The sequence below is a fragment of the Stenotrophomonas sp. 78350_Sma genome (assembly GCF_056482105.1).
The window spans coordinates 3,672,376-3,697,580 of record NZ_CM151182.1; the positions used below are offsets into that span (position 1 = coordinate 3,672,376).

Consider the following 25,205-nt stretch of genomic DNA (forward strand, 5'->3'; position numbering starts at 1 on the left):
CCGAAACGCATCCACGCATGGCGTGGATCTACTGTAGCCGGGCCATGCTCGGCTCGGCTTCGCTTACAGGGGTTTCGGCGAGAACGTCAGGGTGGCGATCACGCCGCGCTCGCCACCGGGGCGCACGCTCACCTGCCAGCCGTACAGGTCGCACAGACGGCTGACGATCGACAGGCCGATGCCGCCACCCTGCGAATGGCCGGCGTGCGTGCCGCGGTAGCCGCGCTGGAACAGCTTGGCCGCATCTTCCTCGCTCAGGCCCGGGCCGCTGTCGGTTACCGACACCGAATTGGTGCCCACGAAGACGCGCACTTCGCCATCCTGCGAGTACTTCACCGCGTTGCCGATCAGGTTGCCCAACGCCACCGACAGCGCCGCCTCGGGCGCATCGATCACCAGGTTGCGCTCGCCTTCCAGCAGCAGCTCCAGCGGCTTGCCGCCCAGCTGCGCGCGGTGCGCATCCAGCAGCTGCTCGGCCACGCGGGCCACGTTGCTGGTGCCCTGCCCTCGCTCGTTGCGCGACAGCAGCAGCAGCGCACCGATCAGGTCGCTGCACTGCTGCTCGGCACGCTGGATGCGCTGCAGGCGCTGCAGCACCTTCTCGTCCAGGCCGGGCCGGGTCAGCAGCAGCTCGGTGGCACCGCGGATCACCGCCAGCGGCGTGCGCAGTTCATGGCTGACGTCTGCATTGAACTCTCGGTCGCGCTGCACCACTTCGGTCAGCCGCGAGGAATAGTCGTCCAGCGCCTGTGCCAGCTGCCCCACCTCGTCATCGGGAAAGCGCGGCGCCAAGGGCTCGGGATCACTGGTACCGCCACGGTACGCACGCAGCCGCGCGGCCAGGTCCGACACTGGCTTCATCACCTTCGATGCCGACCACCAGCCCAGCACCAGCGACAGCACGCTGAACACCAGCACCGACAACACCAGCGCGCGGTTGAGCTGCTTGCCACCGCGCACGCTGTCGGTCATGTCATAGGCGAGGAAGAACCAGGCGTCGGGCGTCTTCCGCACGGCCAGCTTGTAGGAATAGGGTTCGCCGTGTTCGTCGCCGCTGACGCTGTGGATGCCATCGGAGAAGCCCGCCCACTGCGCGCGTTCTTCGCGCACCCGGTCGAACTTGTCCTTGGAATAGGCATACGCACGGATCTGCAGCACCGGCGCGTCCGGGTTGTGGCCCGGGTGTTCGTAGTAGCGCCGCGCGTACTCGTCGATGTTGCGGTTCATCAGCTCTTCCACCAGCTGGTTTTCCACGCGCAGGCGGGCCCAGTTGGTGGCGAACGCGAACAGTGTTGTCAGGCAGAAGCCCAACAACACGAACGAGACGATGATGCGGCTGCGCAGGCGCCGCCTGTATGGCGTGCGCCGGCGCTCCCCCTTGGCTGCCACGGAATCAGGCTTCCGGGGTGGCGATGCGGTATCCGATGCCATGGCGGGTCTGGATCAGCGGCACTTCAAACGGCTTGTCGACCACCGCACGCAGGCCATGGATATGCACGCGCAGCGAATCCGAGTCGGGCAGTTCCTCGCCCCACACGCGGGTTTCCAGTTCCTGGCGGGTCACCACCGCCGGCGCCGCTTCCATCAGCGCCTGCAGGATCTTCAGTGCGGTCGGGTTGAGCTGCAGCAGCTTGCCCTGGCGGCGCACTTCCAGCGTGTCCAGGTTGTACTCCAGATCCCCTGTTTCCAGCACGCGGGTCTGCACGCCCTTGCCGCGGCGCGACAGGGCGTTCAGACGCACTTCCACTTCCTGCAGCGCGAACGGCTTGATCAGGTAGTCATCGGCACCGGAATCGAAGCCGGCCAGCTTGTTGTCCAGCGAATCGCGGGCCGTCAGCATCAGCACCGGGGTCTGCTTGCGCGCTTCATTGCGCAGCTTGCGGCAGACTTCGATGCCGTCCATGCCTGGCAGGTTGAGATCCAGCACGATCGCGTCGAACTCGTGCACCACGGCCAGATGCAGGCCGGTGACCCCGTCAGCCGCGAAGTCCACCGTATGCCCCCGGTCCTCCAGATAGTCGCCCAGGTTGGCCGCAATGTCGCTGTTGTCTTCGATTACCAGGATTCTCACTGTCACCTCTAATTGACTGTACTGCCGGCGCGCATGACCTGCCTCATGTCCTGCTGTGCCCGTTCCTTCTGCCGAGCACGCTCGGCAACGGTCATGCACTGCGTCGTGGTCCGATTGGAACCGATGGGCTTTTCACGTTGGCATATTAGACGACTATCTTCACGCGCCTGTGTCAAAACCGTGTTCACGACCTGCTGATCGTTGAAGACCTGGGTTTGCACCGGTTCAGGCATGGAATCGCGCGCCGGGTACTGCTCCACCGCTGCCCGCATGCGTGCCAGGGCGTCGTTGACGCGGGTGCGCTCGTCCTGCTTGAGTTCCGAATAGGTTTCGCCGTCCTTGAGCTCCACCTCGATACGCGCGATCTGCTGCTGCAGCGGCTGACCGGGCACGAACACCTCCTTGCCCCGGGATGCCGATGCGGTACTGACCAGGGCGAGTCCTGACAACAGGACGGCCGACATCAAAGCCTGTTTCATGGCAAACAAATCCTTGTCTGTGGCGAATCCCGACTCTATTCGCACCACCTTCACGCCAGCAAGTGCCAATGGTCGGGGCCGCGGAAGCTCTACCGCGAGCTGGCAGGGTTGAAGTTGTTGAAGGTGCGCTGGTCGTTCAACAGCGCCTTGCCCTTTTCCTCGATCCGGCGGCGCTCGGCCACCGTCAGGCAGCGGCTTTTGGGCATGTTGCTGCCGGTGCTGCGCGTGTGCTGGCAGATCTGCCGGCTGTCCTCGTGGGCGCGGGTGAGCAGGGTATTGATGCGCTCCTGGTCGTTGAAGACCTCCCCCTGCACCTGCGGTGGCAGTTCCTGCAGGCTCTGGTGGGCGCCCATCCGCGCGGTGATCCGGGCCAGTGCCTGGCGTACCTCGCTGCGGTCATCAGCGGAAATCTCGCTGTAATCGCCATCATCCAGGGCCTTTTCGACCTGGCGCACCTGCTCGGCCACCGGCGACTGCCGGTCCATCTGCACAACGGATGTCTCCGGCTTGGCCGCAGCAGATCCGGCCAGGCCCAGCAACAACGCGATCATCGTGATGCGGTGCATCGCCAGCCTCCGATCCATCCAGGAACGATGGGGGCCACTCTACGGCCGTCACGCTGCCTCCACAAGGGACACCGGGCAGGCATAAAAAAGACCCAGGCGGTGCCCCCGCCTGGGTCTGAAGTTGTATCCCGATACCGATCCTGCTGAGAGGCAGAGCTGCGGTTCGCTGAAGCCTACGCGCGGGCCGATTAAAGGCTTGTTAAAGCCCGCCTCATCCGTCCATGAGAATTTCAAATCATTGAATACTCAGGGCTTTTTAAGCTTCTCGACGTGTTCGATGATGCGCGTGGCCACGTCCACCCCGCAGGCGGCCTCGATCCCTTCCAGCCCCGGCGTGGAGTTGACCTCCAGCACCAGCGGGCCACGTGCGGAGCGGATCAGGTCCACCCCGCACACCGAAAGGCCCAGCGCCTTGGCCGAACGCACAGCGACCTGCTGCTCGGCGCGGCTGGCCTTGGCGGCCACGGCGGTGCCACCGGCATGCAGGTTGGAGCGGAAGTCCCCTTCCGGCGCCTGTCGCTGCATCGAGGCCACCACCTGATCACCGACCACGAAGCAGCGCAGATCGGCTCCCTTGGCTTCGCCGATGAACTCCTGCATCAGGAAGTTGGCGTACAACCCGCGCAGGGCCTCGACAATGCCGCGCGAGGCGCTGGCCTTCTCGGTGAGGATCACGCCGCGGCCCTGGGTGCCTTCGTTGAGCTTCACCACGTGCGGGGGCGGACCGAGCATGGACAGCAGGTCGACGGTGTCGTCGGGGTTGTCGCCGAACACGGTGACCGGCATGTCGATGCCCTTGGCCGCCAGCAGCTGGTGCGCGCGCAGCTTGTCGCGCGAACGCAGGATCGCGTCGGAGGGATTGGGCGTGCGCGCGCCCATCAGCTCGAACTGCCGCAGCACGGCGGTGCCGTAGCGGGTGATCGAGGCACCGATGCGCGGGATGACCATGTCCACGCCGGTCATCGGCCGGCCCTTGTAGTGCATCGAGAAGCCATCGGCGGCGATGCGCATGTAGCAGCGCAGCGGGTCGAGGATGCGCACAGTATGGCCGCGCGCGCGTGCCGCCTCGACCAGCCGACGGGTGGAATACAGGGAGCTGTTGCGGGACAGGATGGCGAGCTTCATCGCGGCAGGATCGGGCGGCAGGCGCGCAGCATAGCGCGGGCGTGTGGCGGGTGGATGATGCCGCGCGGGCAGGCGATTCTGCGTGCCTGGCAGGGCTGTGCGAGGATGCCCTGCCGGCTACAGGACAGACACTGCCGGCCCATGCAAACCAAGGAGAACCACAGATGCGAATGGGAATTCCGCTGTTGTTGCTGTTTGGCCTGATGGGAGGCGCCGCAGATGTGCAGGCTGCGCCGACCCATGCAGTCTCCCGGCTCTACTTCGATGCCAACAACACCCTGATCGGCCAGGGCCTGCGCTACTGCACCGGCAGGACCCAGCACCAGGGCGTTGCCTCTCATGCCAATACCCGCTGGATCGATGTCTCTTACGCGTGCCAGGGCGACTCGACCGACGTTTCCTACGGCAGCTGGGTGCCTGCGCAACTGCGGCAGGATTTCTGCACGCTGTATGACGCCTGCACATCGCTGATGCCATGGCCGGAACCCGGCCTGCCCGGCACCCTCGGCAACGGCTTCTACTCTGACTGACAGCCGCTGGCCGCCGTACCGTCTCCGGCGATGGCAGCGCCGTCGCCGGAGACTCCACCCGCCATGCCCCGGAGACTCCATGCCACTGACGATCCTTCCGCGCTTCTCCGAAGTGGATGTACTCGGCCACGTCACCAACACCGCCCTGCCCGTCTGGTTCGAGGAAGGTCGCCAGGAGATCTTCCGGCATTTCAGCCGCGAGGCCAGCATGCGCGATCTGGCGCTGATCCTGCGCCGCTACGAGATCGACTTCCTGCGGCAGATACAGGCGGGGCACGAAGTGCGCATCGAGACCCGGATCGAGAGCATCGGCCGCTCGTCGCTGTCGATCGTGCAGCAGGCGTTCCAGTTCGAGGCCCTGGTGGCCAGCGGGCACTGCGTGATGGTGCATTTCGACTACACGACCAACGCCTCGCGCGAGATCGATGCGGAGCAGCGCCAGGCGTTGTCGGGGCTGTTCACCGAGGAATATGCGCTGTCGCTGCGGGAAACGAGCGCGCGCACCGCCGAGGCCTGATCAGCGCGAGGGAAGGCGCAGCCTGAAACGCCCATCACGGGCGCGCAGCGCCAACCCGGTTTCACGCCATTCCACGGGCAACTCCAAGGCTGTGTGGGGCGTGGGGTACCGATGCACGGCATCGAACTCCCAGCGGTCCTCGTAGGCTTCGCACTGGAGTGTGCCGTCATCGTCAACGTCGATCACATTGATCCAGGCCACGCTCCGGGCCTTGCCGAAGCCTCCCATGGCATGACGGGCAAAGGCCTGCCAGCGCCCCTGCCAGCAGGCAAGCCACACGCCCTCGATGGGTCGCAGGTTTTCATCAAGCACACTGCCGGCCACCACCACGCAGCGTCCCGACGGACTCGCGATCACCGTCTCCAGATCACAGACGTGGCGACCACTGCAGGCCTCGTCAAGGTAAAGGGAGTACGGGCAGATGCACGCGAACAGGGCCGGATGCGCGGTCACGCGCAGATCATCGGGAAGCAGTGGGACCGCGCGCAGGACCCGGGCATCAGGCAGGAGGTACCTCAGCTCCTGCGGCACTCCGGCGGCCAGCGCCGGATGTCCATGCTCCAGCCATAGGCCGCGGCAGGGATGCAGCTGGGTCACGCCGCCGGACTGGCTGCGCAGCCACGACTCCGCCCCGGCGTCCCCCTCGGACTGCCGGCGCTCGCTCAGCTGCTGCCGGAACAGGCTGGGAGCAGCCGCAAGCACGTGCACCGCCTTGCGGCGCTCGTCGTAGACGAGCACCGCTTCGCATCGATCAACGTATCCGCTGGCCAGGCGCAGCGCGCCTCCCGGAAGGTCCTCCCATTCACCGCTGGCATCACGGCTGCCGCCGGTGGATACGCCTTCGACGATGGCGCCATCGCGCAGCATCTGCGTGCTGTACGCCGGCCCGCCCATGCCCAGCTCGCCCCAATCCAACAGCACATCATGTGCGGGCGGCCGGTCGGCAAAGGGCGTCATCGATCGCGAGCGCAGGCGTGAACCGCCCACGGCATCGCCGACCAGATCGATTCGCTGCAGCGCGCCCCCCAGCGCAAGGCACACGGCAAGGCCGACAATCACGCCCAAAGGTGACCACCAGGCCACGCAGACGGCGATCAAGGCCAGGAACGGCACCCACTGGGTGTAGCGCCGGACGGCGCTTCGATCAACCGGCATGCGGATGAGAGGGGCGCAGCTGCGAACCGTCCACGTCTGCATGGCCGCTCTGATCGATTGCGGCCGATGCCGGTTCAATCATCCTGCATCCCCGGAACTGCACCGAATCGATTCTCTTCCTCGCTCCCGGGAAGCAGCATGACCGGAAAGAGGACGAACACCCCCAACGGAATGAACGCGATCACGGTGTACCAGCCTGACTCGTCGATATCGTGCAATCTCCGCACGGTCAGGGCCAGCATCGGAGGCAGGAAGACGATGACAGCGCAGACGGTCATGACCCATCCCAGCTTCCACAGGATCTCGGACGTTTCCCAATCGAACGACAGGTAGCCGACCAGCCAGTAACCGCGATCCATCACGCTGTAGCTCACCGCCATCACGAACCCGGCAAGCAGCGAATACGACCAGAACTCCCTCCGGTCGGATCGTCCGGAAAAATCAAAGCATCGCCTGATGGGCACAAGTGCAGCGATCATTCACGCTCCGGGCAATGGATGATGGGCGTCAACAGCTAACGATCTTTTAGCATTCCGAAGCCAAGCATCAACTGAACCCTGCGACCCGACCAAGCCGAGGAGGCCACAGCAGCTGCGGCTGCAGCAGGGGAATTCCTGTCATGCAGGCCCCGCGCCAGCGCGCGTTAGGACACGGCCGATCCGGCCAAGGGGTGTTTGCGAAGCGAACGTCCAGCCCTGGCATTCACCGACCATCTCGACCGGGATCCATGCGCGGAAAAGCGGGGTTCGGATATCGCGGAGCGTCTGCCTGGCGCAGACCGCTGGAAACATGGAGCGGGCGATGGGAATCGAACCCACGTCAGTAGCTTGGGAAGCTACAGCTCTACCATTGAGCTACGCCCGCATTGGAGGTGAAAGTCTATGCGGTGGGACCGGTGCAGCGCAATGGTGACCGCCGCATCCGCGCGGCGCCGGAGCCCTTTCCTTGCCGAAAGGGCTCCGGCCCGGCGGTTGCTGCTTAGAAGGTGCCGCTGAAGTTGGCGAACAGCGTCGCGTCCTGGGCACGCTTCTGCCCGGCTGAAGCGCTCAGGCCGAAGTTGCTCTGCAGCCCGAACAGTTCGGTGCGGGCACCCAGCACGACGGTCGCGTAGTCCTTGTCGAACTTCAGGCCCGGCACACGGTAGCTGCCCAGTTCCGGCAGGGTCTGCAGCCATGCGCTGGCCTGCTTGGTGTCTTCGAACTCATGGTCGTAGGTCAGCTGCGCGTACGGCTTGAGGGTGCCGCCATCGAAGCGGGCCTGCCAGCCGATGCGGCCAACGGTCGAATCAACGTTCTGGCGGTCGTAACCCAGCGCGGTGGCCAGGGTGCCGGCCGCAGCGCTTTCGGTGTAGCCATCGATCTTCACCTTCTGCCAGATCACCGAAGCGATCGGGCCGTGGCGGAAGCCGCCTTCGGTGCCGAACTCGTAACCGGCGTTCAGGGCGGCGGTCAGGTTGCTGCCGTCCGGCGAACCACCGTGCTCGCGGGTGGCCGGGCCAAGCTGGACCTTGCGGTTCACGTCATACGACAGCCAGGTGTAGCTGACCTGGCCATTCACCCAGATGCGATCGCCGTACCAACCGGCGAACAGACCGGCGGTGGTGTCCTTCTGGGTGAAGTCGCCACGGCTGTTGCCGAAGTCGGCGTTGAGGCGGCCGAAGCCGGCGAAGCCGCCGAACACCATGCCGTCGCGCGCCCAGTCAATGCCGAACAGGCCGGCCGGCGCCAGGCCGTCGTACAGATCCGCGTGGTCGTAGCGCTGCAGGTCACCGCGCACGCCCCCCCACCAGGACAGGCCGTCGGCCGGACGACCACCCAGGTGCATGCTGACCTGATCGGCACGCGAACGACCGATGGTCTGCGCCGAGTGGCTCAGCACCTGCTGCAGGCGCGGGGCCTCCAGCACCGAGACCGCGTACTGGCCCAGCAGCTGGTGGCCCGCCGTGGTCGGGTGCACGCCATCGGCGAACAGATAGGTGTTGGCCGCATCCGGGCTGACATAGCTGGTCGGATTGCAGCCGATGATGCTTGCAGTGGAGTTGTTCGGATCGATCCTGCAGGCGGTGCTGGTGACGTTGGTGAAGCCGTACATCGCCGGGTTGGCTGCCACTTCGCCCAGCACGGTGAAGGTATCGAGCGGGATGAACTCGATGCCGGCCTGCTTCAGGCCACCGTACAGGGCCTTGTTGTAGCCGGCCGAAAGCGCGGTAGCGGTGGCCGCGTTCGGGCCGCGGAAGGCCGGGGTCAGGCCGACGTTCGGCAGGTTCGGCACCAGCACGTACTGTGCACCAGCCTGCTTCAGCGCGCCGACCAGAGCGATCTGGTCGGTGACGGCCGCGCCAATGATGGCCTGTGCCTGCGCCGGATTACCCGCGGCGGCGAACAGGTCGTTGGCACCGCCCCAGACGGTATACAGGGCGTTTGCGTCAGCCTTGCCGCCATTTGCGGCAAGGTAACGAGCAGCCTGCGACTTCAGCGACGGAATGGCACCCAGGCCACCCGCTTCGTCGACCGATACGCGGGCGCCACCGACAGCATAGTTGTCACCCTTCTGGCCGTTGCCGTTGGCACCGCCGTTGAGGCCGTAGTAATTGGCGACCTGCTGCGACCACACCCAGCCCGGGTTGGTGGTGAACTGGCCGGTGACCGGCTGCACGCCCGGATCGAGCAACGGGCGGAAATAACCGGCATCGGTGAGGCTGTCACCGAAGAACACGGCCTTGGAATACGGGGATTCGCCTGCCATGGCCGGAAGCGCGGCCAGCGCGATCGCGGCCGCCATCAGGGAGCGGATCGGGCGTTTGCTGAGCAGCATGTAAAAAACTCCTGTGGGGATATCGTTGAGGACCCGGCGGACGTACGCCGGCGCACGGTGAATGGTTTCACTGCGCTGCGTTTTGCTCACGCTGCGCCGCCGCATGGATTGTCGCCTGAGGGCGCTGGACCATGCTGTGCCGGGGCTGGCGATCAATGAAATTTGCAAGGGTTCCGATCCGCGCAGGCCATCGGCGACAATGCGGCGATGAACATCCAGCTCAATGGCGAACCCCGCACCCTGCCCGCTTCGGCGACCCTCCACGACCTGCTCGAGGCCGAGCAGTTGCTGCAGCGCCGGGTGGCAGTGGAGGTCAACGGCGAGATCGTCAGCCGCAGCCGCCACGGCGAACATGTACTGGCCGAGGGTGATGTGGTCGAGATCGTGCACGCGCTGGGCGGGGGCTGAAGCTGTCCGTGTACCCAGGGGGTCAGATCCCTTTGCCGATGGCAAAGGGATCTGACCCCACTCTTCCCCACCCTCTGCGTGATCCCATCTTCAGGCGGATAGGCGATAATCGCGCCATGAACGTTCATGTCTCCCCCGATTCGCTGGTGATCGCCGGCAAGACCTATGGCTCGCGGCTGCTGACCGGCACCGGCAAGTTCAAGGATCTGGAAGAAACCCGCCTGGCCACCGAGGCTGCAGGCGCCCAGATCGTCACCGTGGCGATCCGCCGCACCAACATCGGGCAGAACCCGGGCGAGCCGAACCTGCTCGACGTGCTGCCGCCGGAGCGCTACACCATCCTGCCCAACACCGCCGGCTGCTACACCGCCGAAGACGCCGTGCGCACCTGCCGCCTGGCCCGTGAGCTGCTGGACGGCCACAACCTGACCAAGCTGGAAGTGCTGGGCGACCAGAAGTCGCTGTACCCGGACGTGGTGCAGACCCTCAAGGCCGCCGAGCAGCTGGTCAAGGACGGTTTCGAGGTGATGGTCTACACCTCCGACGACCCGATCCTGGCCAAGCGCCTGGAAGAGATCGGCTGCGCCGCGGTGATGCCGCTGGCCGCGCCGATCGGCTCGGGCCTGGGCATCCAGAACAAGTACAACCTGCTGCAGATCATCGAAGACGCCAAGGTGCCGATCATCGTCGACGCCGGCGTGGGCACCGCGTCGGATGCGGCGATTGCGATGGAGCTGGGCTGCGACGGCGTGCTGATGAACACCGCCATTGCCGGTGCGCGCCACCCGGTGCTGATGGCCAGCGCCATGCGCAAGGCGGTCGAGGCCGGCCGCGAAGCCTTCCTGGCCGGACGCATCCCGCGCAAGCGCTACGCCAGCGCCTCTTCTCCGGTGGATGGGCTGATCGGCTGATGACCAATCCATTTGACAGCGCCGGTTCCAAGGCCCCGCCCAAGCCCTTCACCGTCAGCGAGGGCCGCCGCGAGGTGCGCAGCTTCGTGTTGCGCCAGGGCCGTTTCACTCCCGCCCAGCAGCGCGCGTTCGACGAACGCTGGCCGCGCTTCGGCATCGACTACAACGGCCAGCCGCGTGACCTGGACGCCACTTTCGGCCGCCCGGCGCACAAGGTGCTGGAAATCGGCTTCGGCAACGGCGCCGCGCTGCGCTTCGCCGCCCAGCACGATCCGTCGCGCGACTACATCGGCATCGAGGTGCACGCCCCGGGCGTGGGCCGCCTGCTGAACGCGCTGGCCGACGACAACGCCGACCACGTGCGCCTGTACCACCACGATGCGGTGGAAGTGCTGCAGAACGAGATCGCCGATGGCGCGCTGGATGAAGTGCGCATCTACTTCCCGGACCCGTGGCACAAGAAGCGCCACAACAAGCGCCGCCTGCTGCAGCCTGCATTCGCCGAGCTGCTGGTGCGCAAGCTGCGCCCGGGTGGCCGCCTGCACTGCGCCACCGACTGGGAAGACTACGCCGAGCAGATGTGGGACGTGCTTGACGCGACTGCCGGACTGGTCAACCGCGCCGGCCCGCGGGGCAGCGTGCCGCGCCCCGACTGGCGCCCGCAGACGCACTTCGAGACCCGCGGCCAGAAGCTCGGCCACGGTGTCTGGGACCTGTTGTACGACCGCACCTGACGATCGCCTGAGGACGCCGCGCCCCACATGGATACCGCGCTGACGCTGACCAACGACATGAAGCTCGTGCTCGGGCTGGTCGGCTTCACGATGGCGATGTTCCTGTTCGAGCGCATCCGCGCCGACGTGGTCGCGCTGGTGGTGCTGGTGGTGCTCGGTGTCACCGGGCTGATCGCGCCGGAGGAAATCTTCGGCGGCTTCTCGGGCAACGCGGTGATGAGCATCATCGCCACCACCATCCTCGGTGCCGGCCTGGACCGCACCGGGGCACTGAACCGGCTGGCCGCGTGGCTGCTGCGGCGCGGCCATGGTGTCGAGCAGCGGCTGCTGATGATGACCACGGCCATCGCCGGCCTGAACTCGTCCTTCATGCAGAACCCGTCGGTGATGGCGCTGTACCTGCCGGTCGCCTCGCGACTGGCGGCGCGCACCGGCCTGACGATGCAGCGCCTGCTGCTGCCGATCTCGGCAGCGATCGTGATGGGCGGCGCGCTGACCATGGTCGGCAACTCGCCGCTGATCCTGCTGAACGACCTGCTGGCCTCGGCCAACAACAACCTGCCCTCGGGCCTGGCCACCATCGAGCCGCTGCGCATGTTCGCGCCGCTGCCGATCGGTGTGGCCCTGCTGATCGCCTCGCTGCTGTACTTCCGCTACTACGGCGACCGCAAGCTGGTTGAAGAAGAAAGCCTGGTCAACGACGGCGTCACGCCGGCACGCACCGAGAGCTACTTCGCCAAAACCTACGGCATCGAAGGTGATGTGTTCGAGCTGGTGGTCAGTGCTGAAAGCCCGCTGGTCGGCATGACCCTGGGCGAGGCCGAGAACCTGCACGATGCCCCGCTGCTGCTGGCGCTGAAGACCGGCAATGACACCCGCCTGGCACCGCCTGCGGAGATGCGCATCTGGGTCGGCAGCGTGCTCGGTGCAATGGGCCCGCGCGAGCAGATCAACGACTTCGCGCAGAACCAGTTCCTGCGCATGTCTTCGCGCCTGAAGCACCTGGGTGACCTGTTCAACCCGAGCCGTGCCGGTATTTCCGAGGCGGTGGTGCCGCCGACCTCGAACGTGATCGGCAAGAGCGCGGCCGACCTGCGCCTGCGCAAGGAGCGCGGCATCAGCCTGCTGGCGATCAACCGCGACAAGCAGGTGATCCGCGAGGACGTGCGCGACGTGCAGCTGCGTGCCGGCGACATGCTGGTCTTCCACAGCATCTGGACCGACCTGGCACAGGCGGCCAAGAGCCGCGACTTCGTGGTGGTGACTGACTACCCGACCGGCGAGCAGCGACCGCACAAGTTCAAGATCGCGATGGCGATCTTCGCGTTGACCATCCTGATCGCGCTGACCAGCAAGCTGCCGGTGGCGCTGACGCTGATGACCGGCGTGGCCGGCATGCTGCTGACCGGCGTGCTGCGCATGGACGAGGCCTATGCCTCGATCAACTGGAAAACGGTATTCATGATGGCCGGGCTGATTCCGCTCGGCTGGGCAATGGACTCCAGTGGTGCGGCGGCATGGGTGGCCGGCCATACCATCGACAAGCTGCCCACCGGCATTCCGGTGTGGGTGCTGGAGGTGGCGCTGGCACTGCTGACCACGGCGTTCTCGCTGGTGATCAGCCATGTGGGCGCGACCATCGTAATGGTGCCCATTGCGGTGAACCTGGCACTGGCGGCGGGTGGCAACCCGACCGCGTTCGCGCTGATCGTGGCGTTGTCGGCATCCAACAACCTGATGACGGCCTCCAACCCAGTGATCTCGATGATCACCGGCCCGGCCAACTACACCCCGCGCGAGATGTGGCGGGTCGGCGGCCCACTGTCGCTGATCTACACCTGCGTGGTGGTGCTGATGATCAACCTGATGTTCTGAGGGTTGGGGTTTGTTGGCAGGGCTGCGCCCTGCACCCGCAGAAGCCGAAGCAACAGCAACAGCGTGCATTCCGTGGGATGGCGGGGTGGGTCCAGTTGCGGGGGACGTCGTGAACCCGTCCATGGGGGCTTGGCCGCGGCATCCATGCCGCGGACACCCCCGCAACCGGACCCACCCCGCCTTCGACAGATTTCTGCCATCTGCCGGAACGGCATTCTGTGCTGCTGGTGGGTGTCGACCTTGGTCGACACAGTAGATCCACGCCATGCGTGGATGAATCCATGGATACCCATTGATCCTGTGGGTGCGAACCTTGGTTCGCACGCCGGTTGCCTCAAGCCAGATAGACCTGCCCGTCGCGCACATCCATCTGCCAGAACGGCGTCGTGCATCGCTTCGGTAGGTGTCGACCTTGGTCGACACAGTAGATCCACGCCATGCATAGATGAATCTCTGGATACCCATTGATCCTGTGGGTGCGAACCTTGGTTCGCACACCGGTTACATCAGGCCAGGTAAACCTGCCCGTCACGCACGTCCACCGGCACGGCGCGCAGGCGGTCGCCCTTGCACGGGCCGGCAATGCAGTCGCCGCTGTCCAGTGCGAACGAGGCGCCATGCGCGGCGCACACCAGGTGGCCCTCGCGGCTCTTCAGGAACTGGCCAGGGGCCCAGTCCAGGCGGCGGCCGGCGTGCGGGCAGATGTTCAGGAAGGCACGGACCTGCCCGCCGTCGCGGTACAGCACCAGCGACTCGGCATCGCCATCGACCACCGCTTCGACCTCGGCAAACGCGCCATCGGCAATGGCTTCAAGGGCGATCAGGGCAGCGGCGGTAGTCATGGCGAAGGCTCGGACGGTAAACCGGAATTGTCGCATGCCTGCTCAGGTGACTGGCTGCGACATGAACACAAGTCATTGATCCGTAATAAGCACAGGCTATATTTAACGAGTTTTTCACTCAATGACAGTGGCACGTCCCGATACTTTGGTTTCGCTGATCCCAGCCTATCGAGCCGCCATGTTCAATCGCGCATCCGCCTTCAACCAGTTCCGCACCCTGTTCGCGCCGCGCAAGCCGCGCCATCCGTTGGTGCGCGTTGCCGTGGGCCTGCTTGGCCTGGCGATCCTGGCGGCGATGGTGTTCATCGGCGTGTTCGTCGGTGCAGCGATGATCCTGGTCGGCCTGGCGTGGAAGCTGCTGGCCTCGCGCAAGCCGGGCGTTGCCCGTCCTGTCGATCCGACGGTGGTCGAAGGCGAGTACCGCGTAGTGCGCAAGCCGGTGCTGCCGGCCTCGCGCTGATCCACGTGCTCCGCGCCCGCTGACGGCGGGCGCCATGCGTTCTAGACTGCGGGCACGCCCTTCCTGGATGCCCGCATGTCCGATGTCTCCGATGTGATCCCTGCCGTAGCCCTGCCGCGTGTACCGGTAGCCGGTGGCGGCAGTTTCCCCGTGCACCGCATCTACTGCGTCGGCCGCAATTTCGCCGACCACGCCCGCGAAATGGGCGCGGCGGTGCCGGCGGCCGATGACCGTGGCCGCCCGATGTTCTTCAGCAAGCCGGCCGATGCGATCGTGGTCGGCCATGACGACGCCATCCCCTACCCGCCGGCGACCGCCAATCTGCACCACGAAGTGGAGCTGGTGGTGGCGATCGGCCGTGATGCGCCCGCAGGCGAGCTGGCCGTGGCCGATGCCGAAGCACTGGTCTACGGCTACGCCGTCGGCTTGGACCTGACCCGCCGCGACCTGCAGGCTGCGGCCAAGGACAAGGGCCACCCGTGGGATGCTGCCAAGGGTTTCGATGCCTCCGCGCCAATCAGCGAAATCGTCCACGCCGAGGAAGTCGGCGACCTGGCCGCGCTGAACCTGTCGCTGGAGGTCAATGGTGAAGTGCGCCAGCAGGCGCTGCTCGACCAGATGATCTGGAACGTGCCGGAGATCCTGCATGAGCTGTCCAAGCTGTGGCAGCTGCGTGCCGGCGACCTGGTGTTCATGGGTACCCCGTCCGGCGTGGCAGCACTCAAGCCGGGCGACCGCTTCAGCGCGCGCCTGGAGAACGTGGCCGAGCGCCACGGCGTGATCGCCGGCTGACACCACCTGCGCTACCCTGCGCGCTGTCCACTTCCCCCACCGGAGAAAAACAACAATGGGAATGCTCACCGAGTTCAAGGAATTCGCGATGCGCGGCAACGTCATCGACCTCGCCGTCGGCGTGGTGATCGGCGCGGCCTTCGGCAAGATCGTGACCGCGCTGGTCGAGAAAATCATCATGCCGCCGCTGGGCATGCTGATCGGCAAGGTGGATTTCTCGCAGCTGGCGTGGACGTTGTCACCGGCCAGCATCGGTGCCGACGGCAAGGAAATCCCGGCCGTGGTGATCGGCTACGGCGACTTCATCAACACGCTGATCCAGTTCGTGATCGTGGCCTTCGCCATCTTCCTGGTGGTCAAGGCGATCAACCGCCTGTCGCGCAAGCAGGAAGCCGCTCCGGCCGCTCCGGCCGAGGAAGTGGTGCTGCTGCGCGAGATCCGCGACAGCCTGAAGAAGTAAGGGGATCGGGCGCCGACTGGCGTCCCTCCCATCTGTAGAGCCGAGCCCACGCTCGGCTGATCTGCAAAAGGCAGCCGAGCATAGGCTCGGCTCTACAGAAGCACACGAAAGCCCCGCTCCGGCGGGGCTTTCGCTTTGCCGGTCATGGCGGAAAACAGCGTTCGCGCCAGCCATGACCTCCCGCCCATGCGCCGGGCTGAACGACTGTTAAGCTCCAAGGCTTGGTCCCTTCCGGAGTTGCCCATGCGTCGCCGCGTCCTTGCCATCGCATCCTCCCTCGCCCTGCTGGCCGCTCCGGCCTTTGCGGCGCCGCACACCACTACCCTGCCCCCGACGTCTCTGGCCACCGCTGCGCAGCTGCGCGACCAGGCACTGGCCGACGACACCGGCTGGAAGGTGGTCGAGTCGCTCACCACCGAGATCGGCCCGCGCATCGCCGGCAGCGAAGCCGACGCCCGCGCCGTGGCCTGGGCTGAGGCCAAGTTCAAGGCACTGGGCTTCGACAAGGTGTGGAAGGAACCGGTGACCTTCCCGAAGTGGGAGCGCCGCAGTGAACATGCTGCCGTGACCGGCAGGAACCCGCAGCCGCTGCAGATCACGGCGCTGGGCGGCAGCCCGGGCGGCACGGTGGAAGCCGAGGTGGTGCGCTTCGCCGACCTGGCCGCCCTGCAGGCCGCGCCCGCCGGTTCGCTGAAGGGCAAGATCGCCTTCGTCGATTACCAGATGCTGCCGTTCCGCGATGGCCGCGACTATGGCCGTGGCGGCGCGATCCGCAGCAAGGGCCCGTCCGAGGCGATCCGCAAGGGCGCGGTTGGTTTCCTGATGCGCTCGGCCGGTACCGATTCGCACCGCGTGCCACACACCGGCATCACCCGTTTTGACGATGGCCTGACCCCGGTGCCGTCAGCCGCGCTGTCGGTGCCCGATGCCGACCAGCTGGCCCGCCTGCTGGCCCGTGGCAGCACCACGGTGAAGGTGGCGCTGGACTGCGGCTGGGATGGCACGGCGACCTCGTACAACGTGATCGGCGAGATCACCGGCCGCAGCCTGCCGAAGGAAGTGGTGGTGATCGGCGGTCACCTGGATTCCTGGGACCTGGGCACCGGCGCGGTGGATGACGGCGCGGGCGTGGGCATCACCATGGCTGCGGGCCACCTGATCGGCCTGCTCAAGCAGGCACCGAAGCGCACCATCCGCGTGATCGCCTTCGCCAACGAGGAGCAGGGCCTGTACGGCGGCAAGGCCTACGCCGAGGCGCATGCCAAGGACGTGGCCCTGCACCAGCTGGCTGCCGAGAGTGACTTCGGTGCCGGCCGCATCTATGCCTTCAATACCGGTTCGCCGAACCCTGAAGGCTCGCGCGAAGCGACCAGGCAGATTGCCGAAGTGATGAAGCCGCTGGGGATCGAGTACCAGGCCGACAAGGGGGGCCCGGGCCCGGACGTCGGCCCGCTGGCCGCCAAGGGCGGTGCGTGGGCGTGGCTGGCGCAGGACGGATCGGACTACTTCCACCTGCACCACACCGCCGACGACACGCTGGACAAGATCGACCCGAAGGCGCTGGCGCAGAACGTGGCCGCATACACCGTGTTCGCGTACCTGGCGGCGGAAGCCGATGGCAGCTTCGGCAGCGAGGCCAAGGCGACCACGCCGCCGAACGAATGATGCGGTAAGCGCCGGGCCATGCCCGGCGAACGCAGCGGCAGGAGCGGTGCGAACCAAGGTTCGCATCCACCACCGCAGATCCTGCATCGGTAGTGCCGGGCCATGCCCGGCGAGCGCAACGGGAAAAGCGGTGCGAACCGAGGTTCGCACCCACCGGGCGTCACTCAGCCGCGGCGACTTGCCCACTGCGCCAGCAGCACGGCCGTGGCGGAAGCAACATTCAGGCTTTCAACCGCACCGCTGCCGGGAATCGACAGCTGCTGGTCACACTGACTGGCCAGGCTGCGGTCCATGCCCTCGCCTTCAGCGCCCATCACGTACACAAGACGCGACGGCAGCGACGCACGGAACACGTCATCACCGCCCTCGACCAGGGTTGCGGCCAGACCGAAACCGGCACTGCGCAGCTGCGCCATCGCCTCTGCAGTCTCCGGCAACTGCACCAGCGGCACCGATTCCGCACCGCCTTCGGCCACGCGTGCGGCAGCACCGGACAGCGCCAGCGTGCTGCCGGCCGGCAGCAGCAGCGCCTTGACGCCGAAGTGCGCGGCCGAGCGCAGGATCGCACCGAAGTTGTGCGGGTTGCCGACACCATCCAGCCACAACGCCAGCGCCGGGCCCTGCTCCAGATCGGCCAGCCACTGTGCCAGCGGCACGACCGGCGCGCGCAGCACGTCGGCCACCAGGCCTTCGTGGTGCGTGGTAGCGGCCAGCTTGTTGAGGTCGCCCTCCTCCACCACGCGATAGCCCACGCGGTTGGCCACGCACCACTTCAGCACCGGCTGCATGCGCGGAATCAGCGCGTCCACCAGGTACAGCTTGCGCAGCGCCTGCGGGCGCTTGGCGAACAGCGCCTGCACGGCGTTCCAGCCATACAGGCGCAGTTCGTCGTTGCCGCGCCCCGGCGGCGGCGGGGTGCCGCCCTCACGCGGAGGCAGCGGGGTGGCCCGCGGCGGTCGCGACGACGGGCGGCGGGCATTCTTCCAGGGATCATTCACTACGGGACAACTCCAGCTTGCGTTGACGCCAGAAATCGGCGTTCTTGATGCCCAGGGCATCGGGGTCGAAGATCGGATCGAGGCCGAGCTTCTTCTGTCGTTCGTAATCACGCAGGGCCAGCATGGCCGGCTTCTGGATGATGAGGATGGCAATGATGTTCAGCCAGGCCATCAGGCCCACGCCGATGTCACCCAGCGCCCAGGCCAGGGTGGCATTGTGGAACGCACCGAACACCACCATGCCGATGATGCCCAGGCGCAGCAGCAGCACGGTCAGCGGGCGCTTCTTGTTGTGGTTCACATAGCTGAGGTTGGTCTCGGCCATGTAGTAGTACGCCATGATGGTGGTGAAAGCGAAGAAGAAGATGGCGATCGAGACGAACGCCGAGCCCCAGCCCGGCAGCACCGCTTCCACGCCGGCCTGGGCGTAGCCCGCGCCTTCCGGGATGCCGGCCAGGCCCTGGAAGATCGGCGGGGCGCCGGCACCTGCCGGCGAGTACACGTTGTAGGTGCCGCTGGCCAGGATCAGGAACGCGGTGGCGGTGCACACCATCATGGTGTCGAAGTAGATGGCGAAGGCCTGCACGTAGCCCTGCTTGGCCGGGTGCGAGACTTCCGAAGCGGCCGCCGCGTGCGGGCCCGAACCCTGCCCGGCTTCATTGGCGTAGATGCCGCGCTTGATGCCCCACTCCACCGCCAGGCCCATCATCGCGCCGAATGCGGCGTGGGTGCCGAAGGCGCTCTTGAAGATGATGCCGAACATTTCCGGCACGCGATCGTAGTTGATGATCATGATGACGATGGCCATCAGGATGAAACCGGCGGCCATGAACGGCACCACCACTTCAGCGAAGTTGGCGATGCGCTTGACGCCACCAAAGATCACCACGCCCAGCAGCAGGGCCACGACGATGCCGATGCCCAGCTTCAGCGCCTGCACCGACTCCATGCCGAAGGCCTGGCCATCGAGCGGGCCGCACAGTGCGGTGCCACGGCAGGCGTTGATGATGCTGTCGGCGATGGCGTTGGCCTGCACGCCCGGCATCAGGAAGCCGGCGGCGATGATCGTGGCGATGGCGAAGGCCAGCGCGTACCACTTCAGGCCCATGGCCTTTTCGATGTAGTACGCCGGGCCACCGCGGTAGCGGCCTTCGGCGTCCTTGGTCTTGTAGATCTGCGCCAGGGTGCATTCCACGTACGAGGTGGACGCGCCGAGGAAGCCCATCACCCACATCCAGAAGATGGCACCCGGGCCGCCGAAGGCGATGGCGGTGGCCACGCCGGCGATGTTGCCGATGCCCATGCGGCCGGCCATCGACATGGCCAGGGCCTGGAACGAGGACACGCCAGCGTCGGATTTCTCACCCTTGACGGTGAGGCGGCACATCTCGAAGAAGCCGCGGATCTGCATGAAGCGGGTGCGCAGGCTGAAGAACAGGCCGGCGGCCAGGCACATGAAGATCAGTGCCTTGCTCCAGATGATGCTGTTGATGAAATGTACGGTAGCTTCCACGCGCGCTCTCTCCAGTCGGCGGGTTGTAAGGACGTCCCGTCGGCTGGAGGGGACCGGTCGATTCTCCCTGATCGAAGGCCGCTGCGGTAGCGCTGTTTTGTAGAGCCGAGCCCATGCTCGGCTTGGGCCCCCGAGGGCAGCCGAGCATGGGCTCGGCTCTACAGCGGCCAGCCTGCGTGTTCAGGGCAGCTGGGTGCGCACCCGGGCGAAACGGCGCAGGTCGTGCAGTTCGCCGCGCTTGTAGACCGCGCAGCGGTCCACGCCCTCTTCCTGGAAGCCGTTCTTCTCCAGCACCCGCGCCGAGCCGAGGTTGAAGTCGACTACCCCGGCCTGCAGCCTGAACAGGCGCAGCTCATCCATCACCCACGGCGCGAACAGGCCGACCACGCGGGTCATCAGGCCCTGGCCCCAGTAGGCCTGGCCCAGCCAGTAGCCGAGTTCAGCCATATGACCGCGCTCGGCACTGCCCTGCTGGGCGCCGACGCTGCCGCAGGCCTGGCCATCGATCTCGATGGCCAGATTCAGGGTACCCGGCGTGAGCACGCGACCGGCGAGGAAGGCCTCGCCGTCGGCGCGCGTGTACGGGTACGGGAAGCGGTCGCGCAGGCCGCGCGACACGTCGGGGTCGTTGGCGTGGCGCAACAGGGATTCCAGATCATCCGGGCGCCAGGGGCGCAGCTGGAAGCCGTCGCCTCGAAGTGGGGTCAGCGCCCTTTCCCTTTGGGAAAGGGATCCGACCCCGTCGGCGGGCCGGTCAGGCATGACCACCCACCGAGGGCGATTCCGCTTCCTGCTTCTCCAGCTCGCGCTTCACCGCTTCCGGCGAACGCGTGTACGGGGCCAGCCGCGCGTAGAACGCCGGCACCACGAACAGAGACAGGAAGGTCGAAAGAGTCACGCCGAAGATGATCACGATGCCGATGGTGCCACGGCTGGCCGAGCCGGGGCCACCGGCCACCACCAACGGGATCGCGCCGACCACGGTGGCGATCGAGGTCATCAGGATCGGGCGCAGGCGCACCATCGCCGATTCGATGATCGCCTCGCGTACCGTGCGCCCGTCATCGCGCAGCTGGTTGGCGAATTCGACGATGAGGATGCCGTTCTTTGCCGCCAGGCCCACCAGCATGACGATGCCGATCTGGCTGAAAAGATTCACCGTGCCCCCGCTCACCCACAAGCCGACCAGCGCGCCGAGCACGCCCAGCGGCACTGTCAGCATGATGGTGAGCGGGTGGATGAAGCTTTCAAACTGCGCGGCCAGCACCAGGTACACCACCAGCAGGGCCATGGCGAAGGTCAGCAGCACTGCGCCACCGGCACTCTGGTATTCGCGCGATTCGCCCTTCCAGTTCACCTGCGCGTACTGCGGCAGCTCTTCGCGGGCCACGTTCTGCGCCCAGGCGATGGCCTCGCCCAGCGGATAGCCCGGCGCCAGGCCGGCGGTGATGGTGATCGAGCGCAGGCGGTTGAAGCGGTTCAGCGTGCCCGCCTCGGCCACTTCACTGAGCGTGACCAGGTTGGACAGCGGCACCAGCTCGCCGGAGGTGGCACGCACGCGGATCGCGGCCAGGTCGGCCGGGCTGGCACGGCCATCGCGACCGGCCTGCACCAGCACGTCGTACTCCTCGCCGTTGTCGACGAATGTAGTGACGCGGCGCGAGCCCATCATGGTTTCCAGCGCCGAACCGATCGCGGTGACCGGCACGCCGAGATCGGCCGCACGCTGGCGGTCGATGTTCACCCGCATCTGTGGCCGGGTTTCCTTGTAGTCCGAATCCGGGCCGACCAGGCCGGGATTGTCGGCCATGCGCAGCAGGATGCGGTCGCGCCACTGCGCGATCTCGGCATATTCCGGGCCGCCCAGCACGATCTGGAACGGCTGGCCGCCGCTGCGCACCAGGCCACCGCCCACCTGCGTGCGAACGCGTACGCCGCGCATGGTGTCCAGTTCTTTCTGCAGCTCATTGGCCACTTCCGGCGTGCCCTCGCTGCGCTGGCGCCACGGCTGCAGGAAGATGCTGACGCGGCCGGTATGCATTTCCTCGCTGGCGCCCCACCCGCCGGGTACGCGCGGGTTGGCGCGCACAATCGGCTTGTCCGGACCGACGTGCGGGGCCAGCAGCGCTTCCACCTGCTGTACCTGCTGCACGGTGTAGTCGTAGCCGGCGCCTTCCGGGCCGTCGATCATGATCTGGAACGAACCGCGGTCTTCGGCTGGCGCCAGCTCCGATGGCAGCAGTTTCAGCAGGCCCCAGCTGGCGGCCAGCGCGGCCACCATCACCAGCAGATAGATCCAGGTGCGGTCGACATGGTGGTCGAGCACGCGGCCATAGCCCGAGGCCAGGCGTTCCAGGTTGCGGTTGATGAAGCCATGCAGGCCGCGCGGTGCCTGCCCGGTGTGTGGCTTGAGCAGCTTGGAGGCCATCATCGGCGTCAGCGTCAGCGCCACGAACGCGGACAACGCCACCGCTGCCGCCAGCGCCACCGCCAGTTCGCGGAACAGGCGGCCGGTATTGCCTTCCAGGAAACCGACCGGCAGGAACACCGCCACCAGCACGGCGGTGGTGGCGATCACCGCGAAGGCAACCTGCGTGGTACCACGCTTGGAGGCCACCAGCGGGGGCTCGCCCAGGTCGATGCGGCGCTGCACGTTCTCCACCACCACGATCGCGTCGTCCACCACCAGGCCGATGCACAGCACCAGGGCAAGCAGGGTCAGCAGGTTGATCGAAAAATCGAACGCATACAGTGCGATGAACGCAGCCACCAGGCAGACCGGCACCGTCACCGCCGGAATCAGTGCGGCGCGGAAGCTGCCGAGGAACAGCCAGATCACCGCCAGCACCAGGATCATCGCCTCCACCAGCGTGGCGTAGACGCGGTCCACGGCAGCTTCGATGAAGGTGGTGTTGTCGAACGCCACGAAGATCTGCGTGCCCTTGGGCAGCGACAGCGCAACGCGTTCGGCTTCGGCACGCGCGGTGCGCGCCACGTCCAGCGAGTTGGCGGTGGAGGTCTTGACGATGCCCAGGCCGATGCCGGGCTCACCGTTGCTGCGGTAGTACGCGCGACGCTCGGCCGAGGCCAGTTCGATCTTCGCCACGTCGCCCATGCGCACCACGTAGCCGTCGCGCCCCTTGCCCAGCGGGATGGTCGCAAAGTCTTCCGGCTTGACGTAGTTGCGCTCCACGCGCAGGGTGAAATCGCGGTCGGTCGACTCGATGCGGCCGGCCGGCAGTTCCACATTCTCGTTGCGCAGTGCGGTTTCCACATCGCCGGTGGTCAGCCCGCGCGCGGCCAGCTGGTCACGGTCCAGCCAGATGCGCATCGCATAGCGCTGGCGGCCGCCGATGCGGACCTGGGCCACGCCATCGAGGCTGGAAAAGCGATCAACCACGTAGCGGTCGGCGTAGTCGCTCAGTTCCAGCGTGTCCATGGTCGAGGAGACCATGTTGAACCAGATGATCGGGTCGGCATCGCTCTCGACCTTGGCGATTTCCGGCGGCCGCGCTTCTTCCGGCATGCGGTCGGCGACGCGGCTGACCGCATCGCGCACGTCGTTGGCCGCCGCTTCGATATCGCGGTTGGAGGTGAACTCGATGCTGACCTGCGAACGGCCGTTGGTGCTGCGCGCGTTGATGGTATCGATGCCTTCGATGCCGGCCAGCGCATCTTCCAGCACCTGGGTGATGCGGCTTTCGATGACGGCCGCCGAGGCGCCGGTGTAGTCCACCGACACCGACACGATCGGTGGATCGATGGCGGGCAGTTCGCGCAGGGTCAGGCGGGTAAAGGACATCACGCCCAGCACCAGCAGCAGCAGGCTCATCACCACGGCGAACACCGGCCGCTGGATGGAGATGTCGGACAGCTTCATCCGCCGTGGCCCTCGGCCGCGACCGGAGCCGGCGCATCAGCCGGCTTCGCACCGCTGGCCGGTGCCGCATCCTTGGCCGCGACCTTCAGGCCCGGGCGCAGCTTGCCGGTACCATCGACCACGATGCGCTGGCCGGCGTCCAGGCCCTGCTTGATCTCGACCACGCCGGCACGGCGAGCACCGGTCACCACGTCCACGCGCTCGACGCTGTCGTCGTTCTTGATGCGGTACACGAAGGTATCGCGGCCCACCTGCACCACGGCGATTTCCGGCACCACCAGCGCCGGGCGCTCGGGACGGAACAGGCGCACGTCCAGCAGCATGCCCGGGCGCAGTGCGTGGTCGCCGTTGGCGAAGTCGGCACGCACGGTCACCGCACGGGTGGCCGGATCGATACGTGCATCGATGGTGCTGACCACGCCTTCGAAGCTGCGGCCCGGCCACGCCACGCTGGTGGCGCTGACCTTGTCACCGACGCCCAGTGCGGCCAGTTCCACTTCCGGCACCTGGAAATCGATGTGCATGTGCTCGATGTCGTCGAGCGTGGCGATCACCGTGGTCGGCGTCAGCAGCGTGCCCGGGCTGACCTGGCGGATGCCAAGCACGCCGGCGAACGGCGCGCGCACACGACGGTCACCGATGTCCGACTGCATCTGCGTCACCCGCGCCTCGGCGGCATCGCGGATCGACTTCTGCGTATCCAGCGTGGCGCTGGACACCAGCCGCTGCGTGGCCAGTTCGCGCTGCCGCTTGTACAGCTGGTCGGCTTCGTGGAAGGTGGCCTGCGCCTGCACCAGCGCCGCTTCCTGGGCCTGCCCGCGCAGGGTCACGATCGGTGCACCGGCGGCAATGTGCTGGCCGCTTTCGAAATGCACCTTCTCGACGATTTCGCTGACCTTGGCGGTGACGCTGATCGACTCGCGCGCCTTGGCCGTGCCCAGCGCCTGCAGGGTGTCATTCCACAACGTGGGCTGCACCACCTGCGCAGTGACCGGCACCGCTTCGCCCTGCCGACGTGCGGCGGCCTCCTGTTTGCCTGCGCACCCGGCCAGCACAGCCAGGCTGAGGCCAAGGGCCAGGGTCGAAGCGATACGAGCCAACATGAACGGTCCTGATTGATCCACGGCCGCCGAGTGTAGGCAAGGGCCCGCAAAAGCGGTATGTGCCAAGCGTTTACCGGCGTGGAACCGAAGCCGTGATAGCGCCTTGAACCCGTTCCGTGCAAGGCTGCCCCTGGCAGTGTCGGCGTGTGTCGGGGTGTATCCAGCTACCCATCGCCGGTGCCGCCATCGTAGAGTCGAAGCTGCCCGACGGAGGGCGTTGGGCAGGGGGCGGATCCTGGCGGGGATCCGGCCCCGTTTTTTTGTCCGGCAGCAACGCCGGGCATGGCCCGGCGCTACCGTTCCGCAC

General features: G+C 66.6%; 24 protein-coding genes and 1 tRNA gene. 10 read left to right on the forward strand and 15 right to left on the reverse strand.

The genetic code is table 11. From position 1 onward, the window contains the following. Positions 1–63: 63 nt before the first annotated feature. The 5 genes from ACZK4H_RS17015 to rimK form a co-directional block, all read right to left on the reverse strand. The gene (locus ACZK4H_RS17015; protein ID WP_099553741.1) at positions 64–1,431 is read right to left on the reverse strand and encodes a sensor histidine kinase; all 1,368 of its coding nucleotides are present in this window, start codon (positions 1,429–1,431) and stop codon (positions 64–66) included. After that, the gene (locus ACZK4H_RS17020) at positions 1,394–2,071 is read right to left on the reverse strand and encodes a response regulator transcription factor (protein WP_005410804.1); all 678 of its coding nucleotides are present in this window, start codon (positions 2,069–2,071) and stop codon (positions 1,394–1,396) included. The genes ACZK4H_RS17015 and ACZK4H_RS17020 overlap by 38 nt, the downstream gene beginning before the upstream one ends. Positions 2,072–2,079: 8 nt before the next feature. Further along, positions 2,080–2,550 (reverse strand): hypothetical protein, encoded by a 471-nt coding sequence (locus tag ACZK4H_RS17025; protein ID WP_099553743.1) that lies wholly within the window; start codon positions 2,548–2,550, stop codon positions 2,080–2,082. Between the two features lie 89 nt (positions 2,551–2,639). Next, positions 2,640–3,116, reverse strand: coding sequence for a hypothetical protein (locus ACZK4H_RS17030; RefSeq protein WP_099553745.1), 477 nt, complete (start codon positions 3,114–3,116; stop codon positions 2,640–2,642). A gap of 246 nt (positions 3,117–3,362) precedes the next feature. Continuing rightward, positions 3,363–4,241 (reverse strand): 30S ribosomal protein S6--L-glutamate ligase, encoded by an 879-nt coding sequence (rimK, locus tag ACZK4H_RS17035; RefSeq protein ID WP_005410807.1) that lies wholly within the window; start codon positions 4,239–4,241, stop codon positions 3,363–3,365. A gap of 164 nt (positions 4,242–4,405) precedes the next feature. Here rimK and ACZK4H_RS17040 point away from each other — a divergent pair, with 164 nt between their 5' ends. Further along, positions 4,406–4,771 carry a hypothetical protein gene (locus ACZK4H_RS17040; RefSeq protein WP_239503799.1) on the forward strand — a complete coding sequence of 122 codons (366 nt, stop codon included), beginning with the start codon at positions 4,406–4,408 and terminating at the stop codon, positions 4,769–4,771. 79 nt (positions 4,772–4,850) lie between these two features. Further along, positions 4,851–5,288, forward strand: a complete 438-nt coding sequence (locus ACZK4H_RS17045; protein WP_099553749.1) for an acyl-CoA thioesterase — start codon at positions 4,851–4,853, stop codon at positions 5,286–5,288. Here ACZK4H_RS17045 and ACZK4H_RS17050 read toward each other — a convergent pair whose 3' ends face one another. The 4 genes from ACZK4H_RS17050 to ACZK4H_RS17065 all read right to left on the reverse strand — a co-directional run bounded on the left by ACZK4H_RS17050 (position 5,289) and on the right by ACZK4H_RS17065 (position 9,257). Then, on the reverse strand, positions 5,289–6,485 hold the full coding sequence (locus tag ACZK4H_RS17050; protein WP_239503798.1) for a hypothetical protein: 1,197 nt from the start codon (positions 6,483–6,485) through the stop codon (positions 5,289–5,291). Positions 6,486–6,517: 32 nt separating this feature from the next. Beyond that, positions 6,518–6,922, reverse strand: a complete 405-nt coding sequence (locus ACZK4H_RS17055) for a DUF805 domain-containing protein (protein WP_099553753.1) — start codon at positions 6,920–6,922, stop codon at positions 6,518–6,520. Between the two features lie 311 nt (positions 6,923–7,233). Continuing rightward, positions 7,234–7,307: transfer RNA gene (locus ACZK4H_RS17060), tRNA-Gly, on the reverse strand. A gap of 114 nt (positions 7,308–7,421) precedes the next feature. Continuing rightward, a complete protein-coding gene (locus ACZK4H_RS17065; RefSeq protein ID WP_099553755.1) occupies positions 7,422–9,257 on the reverse strand; it encodes an autotransporter outer membrane beta-barrel domain-containing protein in 1,836 nt (611 codons plus the stop codon). Between the two features lie 207 nt (positions 9,258–9,464). On the opposite strand from ACZK4H_RS17065, the gene thiS reads away from it, so the two are divergent. From thiS to ACZK4H_RS17085, 4 genes are all read left to right on the forward strand, one after another. Continuing rightward, positions 9,465–9,665, forward strand: coding sequence for a sulfur carrier protein ThiS (gene thiS / locus ACZK4H_RS17070; RefSeq protein ID WP_008265079.1), 201 nt, complete (start codon positions 9,465–9,467; stop codon positions 9,663–9,665). A gap of 116 nt (positions 9,666–9,781) precedes the next feature. Continuing rightward, positions 9,782–10,576: a thiazole synthase gene (locus ACZK4H_RS17075; RefSeq protein ID WP_005410813.1), complete on the forward strand. Its 795-nt coding sequence runs from the start codon at positions 9,782–9,784 to the stop codon at positions 10,574–10,576. Continuing rightward, positions 10,576–11,310 carry a tRNA (guanosine(46)-N7)-methyltransferase TrmB gene (trmB, locus tag ACZK4H_RS17080; protein WP_010481468.1) on the forward strand — a complete coding sequence of 245 codons (735 nt, stop codon included), beginning with the start codon at positions 10,576–10,578 and terminating at the stop codon, positions 11,308–11,310. Before ACZK4H_RS17075 ends, trmB begins: the two co-directional genes overlap by 1 nt. Positions 11,311–11,337: 27 nt before the next feature. Then, on the forward strand, positions 11,338–13,185 hold the full coding sequence (locus ACZK4H_RS17085) for an SLC13 family permease (RefSeq protein ID WP_099553757.1): 1,848 nt from the start codon (positions 11,338–11,340) through the stop codon (positions 13,183–13,185). Positions 13,186–13,691: 506 nt separating this feature from the next. Here the strand turns inward: ACZK4H_RS17085 and ACZK4H_RS17090 are convergent. Beyond that, positions 13,692–14,027: a Rieske (2Fe-2S) protein gene (locus ACZK4H_RS17090; protein WP_099553760.1), complete on the reverse strand. Its 336-nt coding sequence runs from the start codon at positions 14,025–14,027 to the stop codon at positions 13,692–13,694. Positions 14,028–14,205: 178 nt separating this feature from the next. Here ACZK4H_RS17090 and ACZK4H_RS17095 point away from each other — a divergent pair, with 178 nt between their 5' ends. From ACZK4H_RS17095 to ACZK4H_RS17110, 4 genes are all read left to right on the forward strand, one after another. Beyond that, on the forward strand, positions 14,206–14,487 hold the full coding sequence (locus ACZK4H_RS17095) for a hypothetical protein (protein WP_005410817.1): 282 nt from the start codon (positions 14,206–14,208) through the stop codon (positions 14,485–14,487). Positions 14,488–14,562: 75 nt separating this feature from the next. Beyond that, a complete protein-coding gene (locus ACZK4H_RS17100; RefSeq protein WP_099553762.1) occupies positions 14,563–15,279 on the forward strand; it encodes a fumarylacetoacetate hydrolase family protein in 717 nt (238 codons plus the stop codon). Between the two features lie 55 nt (positions 15,280–15,334). Continuing rightward, on the forward strand, positions 15,335–15,739 hold the full coding sequence (gene mscL / locus ACZK4H_RS17105) for a large-conductance mechanosensitive channel protein MscL (protein WP_093999605.1): 405 nt from the start codon (positions 15,335–15,337) through the stop codon (positions 15,737–15,739). Between the two features lie 243 nt (positions 15,740–15,982). Then, positions 15,983–17,404, forward strand: coding sequence for a M28 family peptidase (locus ACZK4H_RS17110; RefSeq protein WP_099553764.1), 1,422 nt, complete (start codon positions 15,983–15,985; stop codon positions 17,402–17,404). A gap of 164 nt (positions 17,405–17,568) precedes the next feature. On the opposite strand, the gene ACZK4H_RS17115 is transcribed toward ACZK4H_RS17110, so the two are convergent. The 5 genes from ACZK4H_RS17115 to ACZK4H_RS17135 all read right to left on the reverse strand — a co-directional run bounded on the left by ACZK4H_RS17115 (position 17,569) and on the right by ACZK4H_RS17135 (position 24,898). Next, on the reverse strand, positions 17,569–18,402 hold the full coding sequence (locus ACZK4H_RS17115) for a TrmH family RNA methyltransferase (RefSeq protein WP_099553766.1): 834 nt from the start codon (positions 18,400–18,402) through the stop codon (positions 17,569–17,571). Continuing rightward, the gene (locus ACZK4H_RS17120; protein ID WP_099553768.1) at positions 18,395–19,915 is read right to left on the reverse strand and encodes an alanine/glycine:cation symporter family protein; all 1,521 of its coding nucleotides are present in this window, start codon (positions 19,913–19,915) and stop codon (positions 18,395–18,397) included. The genes ACZK4H_RS17115 and ACZK4H_RS17120 overlap by 8 nt, the downstream gene beginning before the upstream one ends. Before the next feature lie 180 nt (positions 19,916–20,095). Beyond that, positions 20,096–20,677: a GNAT family N-acetyltransferase gene (locus ACZK4H_RS17125; protein WP_099553770.1), complete on the reverse strand. Its 582-nt coding sequence runs from the start codon at positions 20,675–20,677 to the stop codon at positions 20,096–20,098. Then, complete coding sequence (locus ACZK4H_RS17130; protein WP_099553772.1) at positions 20,670–23,795, reverse strand: efflux RND transporter permease subunit; 3,126 nt, start codon at positions 23,793–23,795, stop codon at positions 20,670–20,672. Before ACZK4H_RS17130 ends, ACZK4H_RS17125 begins: the two co-directional genes overlap by 8 nt. After that, positions 23,792–24,898, reverse strand: coding sequence for an efflux RND transporter periplasmic adaptor subunit (locus tag ACZK4H_RS17135; protein WP_099553775.1), 1,107 nt, complete (start codon positions 24,896–24,898; stop codon positions 23,792–23,794). The genes ACZK4H_RS17130 and ACZK4H_RS17135 overlap by 4 nt, the downstream gene beginning before the upstream one ends. Positions 24,899–25,205: the final 307 nt, after the last annotated feature.

Coding starts and splice junctions, on each gene's coding strand:
- ACZK4H_RS17100 (WP_099553762.1), top strand. CDS start 14,563: ATGTCCGATGTCTCCGATGTGATCCCTGCCGTAGCCCTGCCGCGTGTA.
- ACZK4H_RS17110 (WP_099553764.1), top strand. CDS start 15,983: ATGCGTCGCCGCGTCCTTGCCATCGCATCCTCCCTCGCCCTGCTGGCC.
- ACZK4H_RS17045 (WP_099553749.1), top strand. CDS start 4,851: ATGCCACTGACGATCCTTCCGCGCTTCTCCGAAGTGGATGTACTCGGC.
- rimK (WP_005410807.1), bottom strand. CDS start 4,241: ATGAAGCTCGCCATCCTGTCCCGCAACAGCTCCCTGTATTCCACCCGT.
- ACZK4H_RS17065 (WP_099553755.1), bottom strand. CDS start 9,257: ATGCTGCTCAGCAAACGCCCGATCCGCTCCCTGATGGCGGCCGCGATC.
- ACZK4H_RS17090 (WP_099553760.1), bottom strand. CDS start 14,027: ATGACTACCGCCGCTGCCCTGATCGCCCTTGAAGCCATTGCCGATGGC.
- ACZK4H_RS17050 (WP_239503798.1), bottom strand. CDS start 6,485: ATGCAGACGTGGACGGTTCGCAGCTGCGCCCCTCTCATCCGCATGCCG.
- trmB (WP_010481468.1), top strand. CDS start 10,576: ATGACCAATCCATTTGACAGCGCCGGTTCCAAGGCCCCGCCCAAGCCC.
- ACZK4H_RS17055 (WP_099553753.1), bottom strand. CDS start 6,922: ATGATCGCTGCACTTGTGCCCATCAGGCGATGCTTTGATTTTTCCGGA.
- ACZK4H_RS17075 (WP_005410813.1), top strand. CDS start 9,782: ATGAACGTTCATGTCTCCCCCGATTCGCTGGTGATCGCCGGCAAGACC.
- ACZK4H_RS17015 (WP_099553741.1), bottom strand. CDS start 1,431: ATGGCATCGGATACCGCATCGCCACCCCGGAAGCCTGATTCCGTGGCA.
- thiS (WP_008265079.1), top strand. CDS start 9,465: ATGAACATCCAGCTCAATGGCGAACCCCGCACCCTGCCCGCTTCGGCG.
- ACZK4H_RS17030 (WP_099553745.1), bottom strand. CDS start 3,116: ATGCACCGCATCACGATGATCGCGTTGTTGCTGGGCCTGGCCGGATCT.
- mscL (WP_093999605.1), top strand. CDS start 15,335: ATGGGAATGCTCACCGAGTTCAAGGAATTCGCGATGCGCGGCAACGTC.
- ACZK4H_RS17085 (WP_099553757.1), top strand. CDS start 11,338: ATGGATACCGCGCTGACGCTGACCAACGACATGAAGCTCGTGCTCGGG.
- ACZK4H_RS17040 (WP_239503799.1), top strand. CDS start 4,406: ATGCGAATGGGAATTCCGCTGTTGTTGCTGTTTGGCCTGATGGGAGGC.
- ACZK4H_RS17130 (WP_099553772.1), bottom strand. CDS start 23,795: ATGAAGCTGTCCGACATCTCCATCCAGCGGCCGGTGTTCGCCGTGGTG.
- ACZK4H_RS17125 (WP_099553770.1), bottom strand. CDS start 20,677: ATGCCTGACCGGCCCGCCGACGGGGTCGGATCCCTTTCCCAAAGGGAA.
- ACZK4H_RS17025 (WP_099553743.1), bottom strand. CDS start 2,550: ATGAAACAGGCTTTGATGTCGGCCGTCCTGTTGTCAGGACTCGCCCTG.
- ACZK4H_RS17095 (WP_005410817.1), top strand. CDS start 14,206: ATGTTCAATCGCGCATCCGCCTTCAACCAGTTCCGCACCCTGTTCGCG.
- ACZK4H_RS17135 (WP_099553775.1), bottom strand. CDS start 24,898: ATGTTGGCTCGTATCGCTTCGACCCTGGCCCTTGGCCTCAGCCTGGCT.